Source organism: Clostridium sp. 1001283B150225_161107_B6 (assembly GCF_015556325.1).
GTDB lineage: Bacteria > Bacillota > Clostridia > Lachnospirales > Lachnospiraceae > Enterocloster.
Window position 1 is genome coordinate 1 of record NZ_JADNMD010000016.1, and the last position, 15,473, is coordinate 15,473.

The 15,473-nt window shown below is 46.9% G+C and carries 15 protein-coding genes, 2 tRNA genes and 1 pseudogene; all 18 read left to right on the forward strand.

What is annotated here, in order from left to right:
• Positions 1 to 156: 156 nt before the first annotated feature.
• Positions 157 to 228, forward strand: a tRNA-Gly gene (locus I2H39_RS25570).
• A 269-nt stretch (positions 229 to 497) separates the two neighbouring features.
• Complete coding sequence (gene pdxA / locus I2H39_RS25575; protein ID WP_207746986.1) at positions 498 to 1,559, forward strand: 4-hydroxythreonine-4-phosphate dehydrogenase PdxA; 1,062 nt, start codon at positions 498 to 500, stop codon at positions 1,557 to 1,559.
• Complete coding sequence (locus I2H39_RS25580; protein WP_207746993.1) at positions 1,559 to 2,167, forward strand: class II aldolase/adducin family protein; 609 nt, start codon at positions 1,559 to 1,561, stop codon at positions 2,165 to 2,167. Before pdxA ends, I2H39_RS25580 begins: the two co-directional genes overlap by 1 nt.
• A gap of 75 nt (positions 2,168 to 2,242) precedes the next feature.
• Positions 2,243 to 3,328, forward strand: coding sequence for a TRAP transporter substrate-binding protein (locus I2H39_RS25585; RefSeq protein WP_195627871.1), 1,086 nt, complete (start codon positions 2,243 to 2,245; stop codon positions 3,326 to 3,328).
• Between the two features lie 29 nt (positions 3,329 to 3,357).
• The gene (locus I2H39_RS25590) at positions 3,358 to 3,846 is read left to right on the forward strand and encodes a TRAP transporter small permease (protein ID WP_138309014.1); all 489 of its coding nucleotides are present in this window, start codon (positions 3,358 to 3,360) and stop codon (positions 3,844 to 3,846) included.
• A gap of 12 nt (positions 3,847 to 3,858) precedes the next feature.
• On the forward strand, positions 3,859 to 5,136 hold the full coding sequence (locus tag I2H39_RS25595; RefSeq protein ID WP_138309012.1) for a TRAP transporter large permease: 1,278 nt from the start codon (positions 3,859 to 3,861) through the stop codon (positions 5,134 to 5,136).
• 250 nt (positions 5,137 to 5,386) lie between these two features.
• Complete coding sequence (locus tag I2H39_RS25600) at positions 5,387 to 6,145, forward strand: DeoR/GlpR family DNA-binding transcription regulator (RefSeq protein ID WP_138309010.1); 759 nt, start codon at positions 5,387 to 5,389, stop codon at positions 6,143 to 6,145.
• A gap of 32 nt (positions 6,146 to 6,177) precedes the next feature.
• The gene (locus I2H39_RS25605; protein WP_243281846.1) at positions 6,178 to 7,389 is read left to right on the forward strand and encodes a four-carbon acid sugar kinase family protein; all 1,212 of its coding nucleotides are present in this window, start codon (positions 6,178 to 6,180) and stop codon (positions 7,387 to 7,389) included.
• 79 nt (positions 7,390 to 7,468) lie between these two features.
• Positions 7,469 to 7,626: pseudogene (locus I2H39_RS29710) on the forward strand (NAD(P)-dependent oxidoreductase); the annotation flags it as partial.
• Between the two features lie 113 nt (positions 7,627 to 7,739).
• Positions 7,740 to 8,951 (forward strand): gephyrin-like molybdotransferase Glp, encoded by a 1,212-nt coding sequence (glp, locus tag I2H39_RS25610; protein ID WP_227147482.1) that lies wholly within the window; start codon positions 7,740 to 7,742, stop codon positions 8,949 to 8,951.
• Between the two features lie 200 nt (positions 8,952 to 9,151).
• Positions 9,152 to 9,874, forward strand: a complete 723-nt coding sequence (locus I2H39_RS25615; protein ID WP_138309006.1) for a DUF554 domain-containing protein — start codon at positions 9,152 to 9,154, stop codon at positions 9,872 to 9,874.
• An 83-nt stretch (positions 9,875 to 9,957) separates the two neighbouring features.
• Positions 9,958 to 11,139: an aminotransferase class I/II-fold pyridoxal phosphate-dependent enzyme gene (locus tag I2H39_RS25620; protein WP_195627873.1), complete on the forward strand. Its 1,182-nt coding sequence runs from the start codon at positions 9,958 to 9,960 to the stop codon at positions 11,137 to 11,139.
• Entirely contained in the window at positions 11,140 to 11,601 is a 462-nt protein-coding gene (locus tag I2H39_RS25625; protein WP_195627874.1) for a VanZ family protein, read from the forward strand.
• Between the two features lie 16 nt (positions 11,602 to 11,617).
• Positions 11,618 to 12,364, forward strand: coding sequence for a tRNA pseudouridine(38-40) synthase TruA (truA, locus tag I2H39_RS25630; RefSeq protein WP_195627875.1), 747 nt, complete (start codon positions 11,618 to 11,620; stop codon positions 12,362 to 12,364).
• Positions 12,361 to 13,545, forward strand: a complete 1,185-nt coding sequence (locus I2H39_RS25635; RefSeq protein ID WP_138308996.1) for a cation diffusion facilitator family transporter — start codon at positions 12,361 to 12,363, stop codon at positions 13,543 to 13,545. Before truA ends, I2H39_RS25635 begins: the two co-directional genes overlap by 4 nt.
• 43 nt (positions 13,546 to 13,588) lie before the next feature.
• Entirely contained in the window at positions 13,589 to 14,119 is a 531-nt protein-coding gene (locus I2H39_RS25640; protein ID WP_138308994.1) for an RNA polymerase sigma factor, read from the forward strand.
• Positions 14,120 to 14,228: 109 nt separating this feature from the next.
• Positions 14,229 to 14,300, forward strand: a tRNA-Gln gene (locus I2H39_RS25645).
• 123 nt (positions 14,301 to 14,423) lie between these two features.
• On the forward strand, positions 14,424 to 15,455 hold the full coding sequence (locus I2H39_RS25650) for a lysylphosphatidylglycerol synthase transmembrane domain-containing protein (protein WP_195627876.1): 1,032 nt from the start codon (positions 14,424 to 14,426) through the stop codon (positions 15,453 to 15,455).
• The last annotated feature ends 18 nt before the right edge of the window (positions 15,456 to 15,473 follow it).

The window sequence follows — 15,473 nt, forward strand, 5'->3', positions numbered from 1 at the left end:
TAGAGGTGGAAGTGCAGTAATGTACGGAGCTGACTAATACTAATCGGTCGAGGGCTTATCCAAAAAGGTTAAGGGAAAGTGGTTTGTGGAACAATCGGAATTCAATATGTGGTTTTGAGGGTACGTATTATTTTTATAAATGTATATGTACTAAATGCGCGAGTGGCTCAGGGGTGGAGCACCACCTTGCCAAGGTGGGGGCCGCGGGTTCGAATCCCGTCTCGCGCTTTTATTTTTAGGAAGTCCTGTTATATCAGGACTTCCTATTTTTGTTTGCCCATGCTGGGCAAACTTTAACGGACGGAGGTCCCGGATATGCGGGGCGGAATCTGAAGGGAGGTCCTTCAGGTTGTATGTAAATGTGAGGCCGGAATCGGGCCAAAATGAATGGTACCTAGCGCAGAATGAAAAATAATTTGAAAATAAAGTTTCACAAAATGGGAATGCCAGGATTGTACATTCTGTATATTGACAAAATGTTTTCAAAATAGTAAGATTTGATATATAAAAAGAAAATATATTTTCAATTTATGAAAGAAAATTATAAAGGAGATAAAATGAAGAAACCATTAATTGCTATTACAATGGGAGACGCAGCGGGAATTGGGCCGGAAATTACCTGTAAAGCCTTATCAAGAAAAGACGTTTATGATACATGCAGACCCATTGTCCTTGGAGATATAAGAATTATTGAGGATATTATTGTGCGGTGCAGTCTGGATTTAAAAGCACGTAAGATTTCGCATACAGAAGAAGGAGGGCGTGAATACGGATATGTTGATGTAGTGGACTATAACGATATTGATATGTCCCAATGGAAATTCGGAGAATTGAGTAAAAGTTGCGGAGAAGCAGCGGTGCATTACACAAAAGAGGCCTGCCGAATGTGTATGGAGGGAGAAATAGACGCCATGGTTTCAGCACCTTTGAATAAGGCTGCTATGCGTATGGCCGGATACAACTATGAGGGACAGACTCAGATTGTGGGGGAAATGACCCATTCTGAAAATTATGGAATGCTGCTTTTATTAGGGAATATACGTGTGCTGATGTATAGCAATCACTGTTCCCTGGAAGAAGCATGCCATAAGGTTGATAAGGAGACAGTCCGCTCTAAGATTACTTTGATTCATGAAGGTCTGAAAAAAATTACTTCAATGGAGCATCCGGTAATTGCAGTCTCTGCCTTGAATCCCCATTGCGGAGAGAATGGTATGTTTGGCAGAGAAGAGCTGGACGAAATTATTCCAGGAATAGAACTGGCGAAAGAAGATGGGATACAGGTAGTGGGACCAGTTCCGGCAGATACTGTTTTCGTGGATGCAAAGGAGGGGAAATTTGATGCAGTAATCGCTATGTACCACGACCAGGCCAATATGGCTATGAAATTGCTGGGGTTTGGAAATGTAGTCACTTTATTGGTAGGGGTACCTATCATTCGTACTTCTACTGGTCATGGAACTGCATTTAATATAGCCGGGCAGAATATTGCGAATGAAGAGAATCTTTATAGAGCAGTGCTGGAGGCAGCAGAGCTGGCAGCACAACATATTTCATAATGGAGGATAAAATGGGACATTTAGAAGAGTGTAAGAGGGAAGTTGTAAAATATTCACATTTGCTTTATGAGCGGGGATTAGTTACGGCTGCAGGCGGAAATGTGAGCATGAGATGTGGAGATACAGTGATAGTAACTGCAAGCGGAGTATCCCTGCGGGATACCCGGGAAGATAACCTTATCCTGTGTGACCAGAATGGCAAACTGATAGTTTGTCCGGACGGTTTAAAACCATCGAAGGAAACAATATTTCACTTAAAGATATATCAGATTCGTCAGGACGTGGACAGCGTGATACATGTTCATCCTGCATACTCTGTGGGGTACTCGATTAATGACAGAAAAATCCCAGTATTGACTGCATCCGCTAAGATGAAAGTGATTGATGTACCGGTTGTGGACTACGCCAATCCCGGGACAGAAGAACTTGCCTCCTATGTGGAGCAGATTGTGAAGGAGGCTCCGGAAGATATTCATGCTATGGTTTTGAAAGCCCACGGCATAATTGCATATGAAAAAGGAATGTCACAATGCTTTGACACAGCAGAGCTGGTAGAAGATACAGCACATATTGCTTATGTGGCAGAGATGTTATCAAAAAATAATTAAAAGAGGAGGGAAAACAGTTAAGGGGTAGTAAACAGGTTGCAGCAAAAACAGTTTGTAATTAAAAGGGGGATTTTTATGAAGCAGACAAAAATATTAGCATTGATTATGAGCGGGGCAATGGTTATGGGACTTAGCGGGTGCCAGGGTTCTGGCAAAGTGGAATCCACACCTGAGAAGGCGGAAACAACACAGACAGAGAAAGCAGTAGATGACAAAACAAGTGCTCCATCCCAGGATGCCATTGTGATTAAGATTGCCTGTGGTTTGGCAGAAGGAACCCCTATGGTAGTTGGTTCCCAGGTATTTGAGGAGACTTTGGAGAGGCTTACCAATGGAAGATATGATGTACAGGTGTATGCCAATGCAGAGTTGGGAGATGATACGGTAGTGACGGAAGCAGTTTCCTTGGGTACGCTTGAAATGTGCTGTACAACTCCCAGCGTATTTACCGGAGTGTGTCCGGATGTAGGGGTTTTTGATATGCCTTTCCTGTTTACAAACACAGAAGGGGCAGATGAGGTTTTTGACGGGGAAATCGGGACAGCAATTGGACAGACAGTAGAGAAAAATGGAGGCGTCCATATTTTGGGTTATTTTGAAAATGGATTCCGCAATATTACCAATAGTGTGCGGGAGGTTCATACCCCGGAAGATTTAAAGGGCTTGAAGATTCGTACCCCGGAAAGTGAAGTGTTTTTAAAAACCTTTGAACTTTTGGGAACCAATCCTACGCCTATGGCATTTTCCGAAGTGTTCACAGCTCTTCAGCAAAAGACAATTGATGGACAGGAAAATCCATTAAATACTATTTATCTGAATAATCTGTATGAAGTGCAGGATTATGTAACAAGAACCGGGCATATCTATAGTCCACATATGTTTTGTATGAACAAATCATTTTATGACGGGCTCTCAGATGAGGATAAAGCTGCTGTTGATGAAGCTGCAAAGGCAGCAGTAGATGCAAACAGAAAGCTGTCAAGGGAACTGGATGAGGGGTATGTCAAGAGTCTTGAGGAGGCTGGTATGACAGTCACCACTCTGACTCCTGAGGAAAAAGCTGTCTGGGTGGAGGCAGTATCTCCGATTTATGAGGAGTATTCAGGCAAATATGGAGATTTAATCACACAGATACAGGATATAATGGCTGCCTACAATTAAGGTCGTATCCATGGAAGAGGTATAGGGTTATGGGAGTCTTAAAAAAGATATATCAGATAATGCTGAAAACAATAGAACTTCTTGCTATCATTACCCTGTTTGGCATGGTCTGCATTGTATTTTGGAGTGTTTTAAGCCGGTTTATATTTAACAGTTCCATTGCCTGGGCAGAAGAAATATCCAGATTCCTGATGATTTGGCTGACACTGGTTGGCTCTGTGGCAGCTTATGAAGAGAATAAACATGTGGGATTTGATTCATTGGTTAATGCCCTTCCCAGAATTCCCAGGTTTATTATTACATTAGCAGGATACATCCTCGCCTTTGGGATTCTAATTATTTTAGTCAGAGGGGGATTTGCTCTGGCAAAGAACCAGTGGGGGTGGGTCTCACCGGCTACACATACCAGTTATGGATTTGTATATGCTATTGCACCGGTTTCTTTTGCAATCATGGCGGCTCAGGCAGCGCTTAAGTTTGTTGCTACCATTTTGGCATTCGTAAAAGATGAATTTTAAAGGGTGGTGAATATGCTAACAATATTTTTGATAAGTCTATTTGGATTTATTGCTATCAACGTTCCAATAGGTTTTGCCCTTCTGATAACAGCTACCATTATGATGTATATGAGTGGTATCACGGAACCATCCGTTATTGTGCAGAATATGATTCGGGGTGTCAACAGTTTTACCATCATGGCTGTTCCCTTCTTTATGCTCGCCGGAGAAATTATGAATGAGGGGGGCATATCTAAACGGATTGTGCGTTTTGCCAGTTCGTTATTGGGACATATTAAAGGAAGCCTGGGGTATGTAAGCATATTGACCGGTATGCTCTTTGCAGGTGTTTCAGGTTCAGCTCTGGCTGATACAGCCGCAGTGGGCTCTGTACTCTATCCCCTGATGAAAAGTGAGGGTTATAATGAGGAGAGAAGTGTAGACCTGATATGCGCGGCAGGTACCATTGGCCCTATTATTCCGCCCAGCATTCCATTCATATTATATGGGGTAATGGGACAGGTTTCCATCATCAAATTATTTGAAGCAGGGTTTATTCCGGGGATTTTAATAGGCGGAGGACTTGGACTGGTTTGGTGGTTTTATACAAGAGGAAAGGATGTCTATAATACAGACCGTGTATTCCGGTGGCTGGAAGTGAAAGATGCCACAAAGGATGCGATTTGGGCGCTTCTTCTTCCCATCATTATCATGGGAGGAATATTGACAGGGGTTGCAACCCCTACAGAGTCAGCGGTGGTTGCATGCGTATATGCAATTCTGGTGTCGTTGGTTATATACAGAGAATTAAAGTTCTGTGCTTTTCCTAGGATTCTGCTTGCTGCTGCAAAAAGTACTGCAACTGTATTTCTGGTTATTGGTTCTGCTACTTCAGTAGCTTACTTTATTTCCACAGCCAGGATTCCTGGTATGATTGCCAGCGGATTACTTAGTATTACTGATAATGTGTATGTTATTATTCTTCTGATTAATATTATACTGCTGGTAATTGGATGTGTAATGGATTTGACGCCCGCGTTATTGATTATGACACCAATTTTATTGCCTATCATACAGAGTTTCCATTTGGACCCGGTCTGGTTTGGCGTGGTTATAACAGTCAATCTTTGTATTGGTCTGCTGACACCGCCAGTGGGAACCGTACTCTATGTAGGATGTGGTATATCTAAAAAGTCTATCACACAGCTGTCTAAACCTATGGTACCATATATTCTGGCAATGTTAGCTGTACTGTTACTGATATCGTATTGTCCGGCGCTGGTGATGCTAATTCCAAATCTGTTGGCATAACAGAAGAAAGAAAAAATTATGGTTCTGGTATTTCACTATGAGTTGATAGAGGTATATGCACCATGGTATACCAGAACCTTTCCGAATGAAAAGGAGCCATGGGAATCCTCCGGCTTCTGAATCGCGGCCATTTGTTCATATGGGCATAAAAAGACGCCCCTTGTGGGGGGAGTTCCTGCTTGATTGGCAATAAAGATTATGGTAGAATAAAGCGGTAAAAGGGTGCCTATAAAGGGAGTGGAAGCGGACTATGGATCGGAACAAGAGGATTTGTGAGATAGAGAAGTTTGTGGTAAAAAATAAGATTGTTACAGTTTCTGAGATAGCAGAGCATCTGAATATTTCTGAATCTACGGTTCGGAGGGATATTGAGGTAATGGTGTCCAAGGAGCTGGTTACACAGCGCCATGGAAGCATAACAAGCAGCAATTTTAAGGGTCAGGGATTTGAATTTTTTGACCAGAGAAAAGAGGAAAATCTGGAGGAAAAGCAGGCAATAGGCAGATGCGTGGCAGACATACTCCAGGATAATGATGTGGTTTTTCTGGAAGGCGGCACAACACAGCTGGAGATAGCTAAAAGTATCCGGAATAAAAATATCACAGTGATTACAGCAGCCCTGAATATAGCAATGGTATTAGCAGAGAGTACCTCTGTAACAACCATTGTTCTTGGCGGCTGTATCTGGGCCGGAACTTACTTTCTTGTGGGCGATATGGTAGATATGAATATGAAGAATATGCATTTTAATTATTATATTTCCTCTCCCGGAGCTATTATGCCAGACGGCCGGTTGATTTATCATAATATCCAGCTTTCAAATATGCGGATTCAGGGTATGTCATTGGCAGATAATGTTGTCATTGCCGTGGACAGCTCTAAGTTTGGAACAAGCGGATTCTTCTCGAATGGATATTTAAAGGATGTGGACATGTTAATCAGCGATAAGGTTCCTGAGGCTTATCAGAAATTAATGTCAGACAAGGGTAGGATTATTATCGCTGAGTAACTCTGAAGAGGTAAGGGTTTATGACGCGATTGATGATTCTGGCGGACGATTTAACAGGGGCTGTTGATACAGGCGCATTTCCTGTGGCCTGCGGCAGGGAAGTTGTGGTCTATACAGACCCGGCTGCCTATGACGGGGGAATGCAAAGGGAATTGGTGTGCATAAACATGGCCACCAGAGGCTGCTCTGAAAAACAGGCATTTACTGTACATAAAGAGTTTGCAGAAAAGAATAAATTATATGAGGGAATCCTGATTAAAAAACTTGATATGGGATTTCGCGGCAATCCGGCGGTGGAGATAAGTGCTCTAATGCAGTATCTGAATCGGACTGTTTGTTTTGTTGTAGCGGCTTTGCCGCAGTTTAAGACATTCACTTTGTATGGAAACCAGTATGTGAAAGGAAGAATTCTGGAAGAATCTCTCTATGCAGATGACCCAATCCATCGTGTGGAAGAGTCATATGTTCCTGACATACTGAGAAAGAATGTGGATGTTAAGGTGGGTCATTTGGATATTGATACAGTTAAGAGCTGTCATCTGCTGGAATCTGTAGAAGATATGGTGAGTAATCATACCCGGATTATTGTCTTTGATGCAGTGTCGGATGAGGATTGTTACTGTATATTTAAACATTTGAGTAAACGGTATCCGCTTGCCTTGTGGGCAGGGACATTAGGGCTTCTTTCGGGGGTTACCAGAGCTTTGTATGGAGAAGCTCTGGAACATGAGTGTAGTTCGCGCCAGATTCGATGTGCATGTTTTAGCGGAACTACATACGATGTTACCAAGAAACAAATCGCATACTCACAACAGCATGGACTGGAAGTGGTATATTTAAATATAGCGGTTTGTCTGAAGGATGAGGATGTGGATTCGGAAGTAAGCCGGGTTGTCCGTCAATGTAAACTTATAAATCAGCGGGGAGATTTTATCGTAGTTCCGGAGGTGTCGGATTCTTTACAGAAAACGGGCCTGTCAGAACGTATCTTGTATTTACTGGCTCTTTGTGCTGAGAAGGTCTTAGAGAATGTAACGATGGACCGCATTGTTATTATAGGTGGAGAGACTGCCAATGCCATATTTCATAAATGCAATGTCTCCCAAATGCTGGTAAAAGAAAAACCGGAGACAGGAATCGCCTCAGGGATATTTCTGGATGGTATATATGCCGGATGTGAGTTTGCGGCCAAAGGTGGTTCTGTAGGTACAATAGCTGCTATACAGAAGATGCTTTGTAAATGAAAGGACGGAAAAGTGCTTGAATATAAAGTGAGAATAGTGGTCTTAGATGGTTATATCTTAAATCCTGGTGATATAAGCTGGTCTGGATGTTGTTTCTGAAGAGCCTAAACGGGGGAGAATCCGCTGCTTCAGGCAAAAAATTGCATTATTACTCCCCATATATCATAGGCGTCCAGGGAGAGCCGCATGAGACTGAAGCAGATTGCTTCAGATAATCTGAAGTGCCTTGGAGTGTAGGAGGAACTTCCGCTTTTTTGATGTTATTCAGATAGTCTGTGGTAGTTGACAAGAACAGGCAGGCACATTATACTCGTAGGAAGAATACATCAAAACAGATGGGGAGAACGCAGATGAGAAAGAGGAACCCAATCATGCTGGAGGAGGCCCAGGAGCGCCTCAGGCATATTAATATAATAGCAGAAACTGAGACCATCCACACAATGGATGCATTGGGAAGAGTATGCGCTGAATCAATATACGCAGTCATGGACCAGCCCCCCTTTCCGCGTTCCCCATTGGATGGTTATGCGGTCAGAAGCCAGGACACGGCAGGTGCGTCAGAGGAGAATCCGGTTAAACTGAATGTAGTTGAGCATATATGTGCGGGGATGTTTCCTAAATTAAAGATAGGACCGGGTGAGGCAGCCAGAATCATGACAGGTGCCCCCATACCGGAGGGAGCAGACGGCGTTATCATGCAGGAACAAACCGACGAGGGAAGCCGGCTGGTTGAGATATATCAATCCGCCGCAGCTTATAAGAACTACTGTAAAAAAGGCGAGGATACATCCAGGGGAACCCTGCTTATCGAAAAGGGAGTGGAGATACGCGCTTCCCATATAGGAATCCTGTCGAGTCAGGGAATAGAGTCCCTGTCTGTGTTTTCTGTACCTGTTATAGGCATCATGGCCACAGGGGATGAACTGGTTCCAATGGGAACCCCTCTGGAGCCGGGAAAAATTTACGACAGCAATGGACCCCTTCTTTCCGCCAGGGTGAGGGAGCTGGGAATGAAGCCGTTACTTTACTGCCGGGCCGGAGATGATACACAGGAGCTGGCAGGGGATATCAGGGAACGGTTAAGGGAATGTGATGCATTGGTTACCAGCGGCGGTGTTTCCGTGGGCGTACGGGACTGCATGCCGTATGTTGCTAAATCCCTTGGAGCAGAGGTGCTGTTTCATGGAATCAATGTAAAGCCAGGCTCACCCATGCTGGCAATGATAGTGGAGGGCAAGCCTGTATTCTGCCTGTCCGGAAATCCATTTGCGGCGGCAGCTACCTTTGAGGTCCTGGTGAGGCCGGCCCTGGAACGGATGAGGGGAAGAACACAGTGGAAACCGCAGATTCTGCTGGGGGTACTTGAAACTCCTTTTCCCAAATCATCGCCTTTAAGACGTTTGGTGAGAGGAAAGATAGAGGACGGAAAGGTATGGCTGCCTGAGGGACGCCACTCTTCAGGCATGATTTCCAGCATGGCCGGATGCAACTGTCTGGTAGATATCCCGGCCGGAAGCAGCGGATTAAAGGAAAGGGAGCCGGTGAAAGCCATCCTCATGTAGAAGCATTGGTTAAGGCGGAAAGCCCCTGGCAGGGACTTCCGCCTTTTGTAATGTGCAATCGAAAATGAAGCCATACATGGCGCCGGACCCTTGTCATATTTGGAAAATTATACTATAATAGGCGAAATGGGCTGATTTAGCCTGTTAATGGGTAAAAGTGTTTTGGGAAAATGAGTAAGGAACAGGCAGGGATAAGTAAAATGGCAGGATTAGGTACGATTGTGAATGTGGCGGGCATACTGGCCGGATGCGGCGTTGGGCTTTTATTGAAAGGCGGACTTCCCAAACGGCTGCAGGATACGATATCCAGCGCAGTGGGACTGTGTGTGGTATTTGTAGGCATTACAGGCGCCCTGAAGGGCTTGATGACCATACATGGCGGCAGCTTTGAGACTAGGGACACGCTGGTGAGCGTGGTCTGCATGGTGGTGGGCGCTGCCCTGGGTGAATGGATTAATATCGAGTACAAGCTGCAGCAGCTGGGAGAATGGTGCAAATCCAGGATTCCGGCAGGTCAGGTATCCGGAACCTTTGTGGAGGCGTTTGTCAGCAGCTCTCTGCTGTTTTGTGTGGGGGCCATGGCCATTGTGGGTTCCCTGGAGGACGGCTTAAGCCATAATTACAATACATTGTTTACCAAGGCAGTAATGGATGGAGTGCTGTCCGTGGTGTTTACAGCAGCCCTTGGCATAGGGACGGCATTTTCCATTTTTCCCGTGGCCGTTTACCAGGGGAGTATTACGCTGCTGGCAGGGCTGGTAAGGCCGTTTCTTACAGATATGATGATTACCAGGGTATCATGCATTGGTTCTATTCTGATATTCGGTCTGGGACTGAATCTGGTCCTTGGAAGCAAGATAAAGATTGGAAATCTGCTGCCGGCTGTCTTTTTGCCAATCATTGCCTGCGTGCTGGGTTTTTAGGATTACGGCAACCGGCAGTTCAGGGCGGGATATGAGCCGGAGGAATCAGCGTTACAGATATACGGAGAGGAAGGATAAGAAATATGGAATTTGCAAAGAGGATGGACCAATTTGGAGAGGGTATCTTTTCAAAGCTGGCTGAGATTAGGAAGGAAAAAGCGGCAAGGGGAGAGGAAGTCATTGACCTGAGCATCGGGGCGCCCAACATACCGCCTGCGCCTCATATTATGGAGGCGTTGTGCAGGGCTGCCAAAGAGCCGTCCAACTATGTGTATGCCATCAGTGACAGGAGGGAGCTGCTGGAGGCGGTCAGCGCATGGTATCAGACCCGGTATGGGGTGGAGCTGAATCCTGAGACAGAGATATGCTCCCTGCTGGGTTCCCAGGAAGGGCTGGCCCATATTGCGTTGTCCATTGTGGATGATGGGGATGTGGTTCTTGTGCCCGACCCATGTTATCCTGTATTTGGCGACGGTCCACGGATAGCCGGAGCCAGGCTTCACTATATGCCCCAGAAAAAGGAAAACGGGTATATCATCCGCCTGGACGAGATACCTGAGAAAGTGGCTGAAAAGGCCAGGCTTATGGTGGTGTCTTATCCCAACAATCCCACCACAGCCATGGCTCCTGATTCTTTTTATGAGGAGCTCATAGCCTTTGCCAGGAAATATGACATCATTGTGCTTCATGATAATGCTTACAGCGACCTGGTTTTTGACGGAAGGGAATGCGGCAGTTTCCTGCGGTTTCCGGGGGCAAAGGAAGTCGGCATAGAATTTAATTCCCTGTCAAAGACATACGGGCTTGCCGGCGCCAGAATCGGGTTCTGCCTTGGTAATGCCCAGGTGGTGTCACGTCTGAAGCTGCTTAAATCCAATATGGATTACGGCATGTTCCTTCCTATCCAGGCCGCAGCCATTGCAGCGGTTACAGGGGACCAGTCCTGTGTGCAGGCCACAAGGAGGGCTTATGAGACGCGCAGGAATATTATGTGCGACGGTTTTTCATCCATTGGATGGAAAATGGACCGGCCGGAGGCCACCATGTTTGTGTGGGCAGCTATTCCGGAACATTACCATAATTCTGAGGCATTCGTCATGGACCTGGTAGAACGGGCCGGTGTAATGGTCACGCCCGGCAGCGCGTTTGGACCCTCCGGTGAGGGCTATGTGCGTCTTGCTCTGGTCCAGGATGAGGAAATGCTCAATCAAGCTATTAGGGCTGTCAGTGAAAGCGGCGTCCTTTTGGCAGAGGGGAAACAATAAATGCCGGGAAACAGAAACAGATTCGCATGGAACAGATGGCATGTGGTGATACTGCTCTATATATGCTTTATATACGGCAATTCCCTGACACCGGCCGCTGTTTCTTCCCGGGAAAGCGGCTTTCTTCTGGCCAAAGTCCAGGGAGTTATGGAATCCCTGGGCTGGGAGTTCCTGTGGCTGACGGAACACATCATCAGAAAAACCGCCCATTTTGCGGAGTATGCAGTGCTGGGCGGTTTGACAGCCAGGGCAGCCGGAATACCTGGAACAGAAAGACTAAAAGATGCATTGATGCTGATTTTCATAGTACCTTTTGTGGATGAGACTATCCAGCTTTTTGTGGCAGGCCGGTCCGGGCAGATAAGTGATGTATGGCTGGATATGAGCGGTGCGGCTGTGGGGATGATGATTACCGCAGGGGTACTTTCATATGCTGCCCGGAGAAAAAAACGAGGCCGGTAAGGCAGGGAGGCAGAGGATGAATATTGGAGTGTGGCTGTCCTACGACGGCACCAGATATGATGGCTGGCAGAAGCAGGGAAATACGGACAGGACCATCCAGGGCAGGCTGGAGGCGGTTCTGGAAAAGCTGGAGGGAAATCCGGTGGAGGTCCACGGTTCCGGGCGGACCGATGCAGGTGTCCATGCAGAAGGCCAGGTGGCTAATTTCCATCTGGTAAAACAGATGGAGCCGGATGAAATTCTGGGATATATGAACCGGTACCTGCCCGGAGACATTGCTGTTACAAAGGCATGTGTGATGCCGGACCGGTTTCACAGCCGTTTGAATGCAGTGAGGAAGACGTACCGTTACCAGATAGAGACTGCTTCTAAGAAAAATGTGTTTGAGCGCCACTATTATTATGGCTTAGGGCAGGAGCTGGATTTGGCCAGGATGGAACAGGCGGCAAAGGCTCTTACAGGGACCCATGATTTTAAAAGCTTCTGCGGCAACAAGAAAATGAAGAAATCAACAATCCGCACCATTGAATCCATCTGCTTTCGCCGGATGGACAGCAGAATCCATATATCCTATACAGGCAATGGATTTTTGCAGCAGATGGTACGGATTTTATCAGGCACCCTTATGGAGGTGGGAATGGGCAGGCGAAAGCCGGAGGAAATGGCCGCTGTCCTGGAGTCAGGGGACCGTTCTGCAGCTGGTTTTACTGCCCCGCCTGAAGGGCTGTTCCTGGAATGTGTGGAGTATGGTGATTTGATATGACTGAATTTTTAGTAAGAAAATTTGTGAAAGACCATGATAATGTGGAGGATGTGCAGGTAAGGACGGCTTATGGGACGCTGACCAGCATGGTGGGAATCGGCTGCAACCTGCTGCTTTTTGCATCCAAGCTTTTTATTGGAATCCTGGTGCACAGTATATCTGTCATGGCGGATGCATTCAATAACCTGTCGGATGCAGCGTCCTCCATCATTGGGTTCGTGGGAGTCAAAATGGCGGAAAAACCAGCGGATGACGACCATCCCTTTGGCCATGGAAGAATTGAATATATTGCGGCATTCATCGTGGCGTTCCTGGTTATACAGGTGGGTTTCTCCCTGTTCAAGACCTCCTTTGGCAAGGTGCTGCATCCCGAGGACATGAGCTTCCGGTGGATATCCATACTGATACTTGTCATGTCCGTGGGCATTAAGCTGTGGCTTTCCCGTTTCAATAAAAAGCTGGGGAAGCGTATTAATTCCAAGGTGATGCTGGCCACCTCGGCGGATGCCCTGGGCGATGTGGCCACTACCTCCGCAACCATATGCTCCATTGGAATCTATGGGGCATTGGGGTTGAATGTGGATGGTATTGTAGGTCTTATTGTGTCTGTGGTGGTCATGATTGCAGGGGTGAACATAGCAAAGGATACCCTGGCGCCTCTGATTGGAGAAGCCATTGACCCTGAGATTTACGACAAAATAACAAACTTCGTGGAGAGCTTTGACGGCATTGTGGGCAGTCATGATTTGATTGTACATAATTACGGACCCTCCAGAAGCATTGCATCCATCCATGCAGAGGTGCCCAATGACTGCAACGTGGAGCGTACCCATGAAATCATTGACCGCATTGAGCGGGAAGCCATGAGGCGTCTGGGAATCCTGCTGGTTATCCACATGGACCCGGTGGAGACCCATGATGAGAGGGTGGTGGAGTTCAAGGAGCTGGTGACGTCTGTTCTGGAGGGCATTGACAGCAGGCTTACGTTTCACGATTTCAGGATGGTGGACGGCGTGGAACGCATCAACCTGATTTTTGATTTGGTGGTTCCCAGGGAATATAAGCCATCGGTTCTGGGTAAACTGAAAGCAAGAATCAGCGGGGACGTGGCGAAAAAGGACAGACGCTGCTGCTGCGTCATCACCATGGAAAACAGCTTTATGTCGGAGAGCCGGGAGTAAGGGGTGATATGGGAGCGGGCTGGTTCTGGAAGGGGGATGCCGGATGTCGCAGGAAGAGATGATAGGGGCCATGGGAGAGGGGGATATGGAGGCGTTCCATCTCTTTTACCAGGATACAGCCAGACCCGTGTACAGCTTTATCCTTTCCCTGACCAGGAACCCGGATGAAGCAGAGGATGTGATGCAGGAAACCTATCTGACGGTATGGACCAAAGCAGGCTCCTATGTCCCCCAGGGGAAGCCTCTGGCCTGGGTGTTTACCATAGCCAGGAATCTTTGCTATATGCGGTTCAGAGAGCAGAAAATGAAGTCGGATGTGGCGCTTGAGGACCTGGCTGAAAAGGAGGAGGGAGCGTACTGCGCGCCTCTGGAACAGGCTGCGGACCGCAAGGTTCTGCTTGACGCGCTGGGCCGAATCAGCCGGGAGGAGCGCCAGATTGTACTTCTCCATGCGGCAGCAGGCATGAAGCACAGGGAGGTGGCAGAGGCTCTGCAGATGCCCTTAGCCACGGTATTGTCAAAGTATAACCGTTCCATGAAAAAGCTTCAGGAACTGCTCAGATGTACACAGTGACACAGGGGTCCATAAACAAAAGAAAAATCCAAGCAAAAAATGGATAAAAATTGAAAAAAGTACTTGACGAAACGCTGACTATATTATATAATACATTTCGTTGTGTTGATGGGCTATCGCCAAACGGTAAGGCAACGGACTCTGACTCCGTCATTTCAAGGTTCGAATCCTTGTAGCCCAGTTTGATAAATCTTGGTCCCGTAGGCATCCTGCCTGACGGGATTTTTTGTTATATTTCCCTTTAGCGGGACAGGAATCTGCGGGAAGGGAAACCCGGGGGCATGACAGGGAGAGGGGGTAAGATATGTCTGATAAAAAGAAAAATCTGCTCAATGGAATATTCCTGCTGGTTGTGTTTATTCTGACCATTTACAGTGTATTTGCAGGTGAGGACCTGAGCGACATAGCGGACACCATATCCGAGGCGTCTCCCGGTTTCCTGCTTCTGGGGGTTGCCTGCGTTATTTTTTTCATATGGTCGGAGTCGGCCATCCTGCACTACCTGTTCGGTACCCTGAGTATTAAGACAAAGCGAAGAACCTGCTTCCTGTATTCCTCCGTTGGTTTTTTCTTCAGCTGCATCACTCCCTCGGCAGGGGGAGGCCAGCCGGCCCAGGTATACTATATGAGGAAGAACATGATACCGGTTCCTGTGGCCACAGTGGTGCTCATGGTGGTAACCATTACCTATAAGTCGGTGCTGGTGGTCATTGGCTGCCTGCTGGCCATATTTGGCCAGGGCTTTTTAAACCGCTACCTGTACGAGGTTATGCCTGTGTACTATCTGGGGCTGGGGCTGAATGTGGTGTTCTGCGCAGCCATGCTGATTCTGGCTTTCCATACATCCCTTGCAAAAGACATGGTAATGCGCCTTCTGGGGCTTATGGAGCGCTTCCGTTTTCTCAAGAAAAAGACATCCAGGACAGAGCGTCTGCTCCTTACCATGGAGCATTATAATGATACGGCTGCCTTCCTGCGCCAGCACAAGCATGTACTTTTTAAGGTGCTGTTACTTACCATTCTCCAGCGGCTGGCCTTGTTTTCGGTTACATATTTCGTGTACAGGGCCTTTGGGCTTAAGGGAACCACCATGATTACCCTGGTTCTGCTCCAGTCAACCATTTCCGTATCCGCTGACATGCTTCCTCTTCCGGGAGGCATGGGAATCAGCGAACATCTGTTCCTGACCATATTCGACCCGATTTTTTACGGGGACCTGCTATTGCCGGCCATGGTATTGTCCAGGGGCATAGCCTATTATGTGCAGCTGGGGTTCAGTGCTGCAGTGACCATGTACGCACATGTTACCTTGGTGAGAAAACACAGAAAAATCTAAAAAAAATTTAGGTAATCT

Bases quoted from the DNA above. Each gene is read 5' to 3' on its own strand.
- truA (WP_195627875.1), top strand. From the start codon at position 11,618: ATGAATATTGGAGTGTGGCTGTCCTACGACGGCACCAGATATGATGGC.
- I2H39_RS25640 (WP_138308994.1), top strand. From the start codon at position 13,589: ATGTCGCAGGAAGAGATGATAGGGGCCATGGGAGAGGGGGATATGGAG.
- I2H39_RS25635 (WP_138308996.1), top strand. From the start codon at position 12,361: ATGACTGAATTTTTAGTAAGAAAATTTGTGAAAGACCATGATAATGTG.
- I2H39_RS25620 (WP_195627873.1), top strand. From the start codon at position 9,958: ATGGAATTTGCAAAGAGGATGGACCAATTTGGAGAGGGTATCTTTTCA.
- I2H39_RS25615 (WP_138309006.1), top strand. From the start codon at position 9,152: ATGGCAGGATTAGGTACGATTGTGAATGTGGCGGGCATACTGGCCGGA.
- I2H39_RS25605 (WP_243281846.1), top strand. From the start codon at position 6,178: ATGATTCTGGCGGACGATTTAACAGGGGCTGTTGATACAGGCGCATTT.
- glp (WP_227147482.1), top strand. From the start codon at position 7,740: ATGAGAAAGAGGAACCCAATCATGCTGGAGGAGGCCCAGGAGCGCCTC.
- I2H39_RS25650 (WP_195627876.1), top strand. From the start codon at position 14,424: ATGTCTGATAAAAAGAAAAATCTGCTCAATGGAATATTCCTGCTGGTT.
- I2H39_RS25585 (WP_195627871.1), top strand. From the start codon at position 2,243: ATGAAGCAGACAAAAATATTAGCATTGATTATGAGCGGGGCAATGGTT.
- I2H39_RS25595 (WP_138309012.1), top strand. From the start codon at position 3,859: ATGCTAACAATATTTTTGATAAGTCTATTTGGATTTATTGCTATCAAC.
- I2H39_RS25580 (WP_207746993.1), top strand. From the start codon at position 1,559: ATGGAGGATAAAATGGGACATTTAGAAGAGTGTAAGAGGGAAGTTGTA.
- I2H39_RS25590 (WP_138309014.1), top strand. From the start codon at position 3,358: ATGGGAGTCTTAAAAAAGATATATCAGATAATGCTGAAAACAATAGAA.
- I2H39_RS25625 (WP_195627874.1), top strand. From the start codon at position 11,140: ATGCCGGGAAACAGAAACAGATTCGCATGGAACAGATGGCATGTGGTG.
- I2H39_RS25600 (WP_138309010.1), top strand. From the start codon at position 5,387: ATGGATCGGAACAAGAGGATTTGTGAGATAGAGAAGTTTGTGGTAAAA.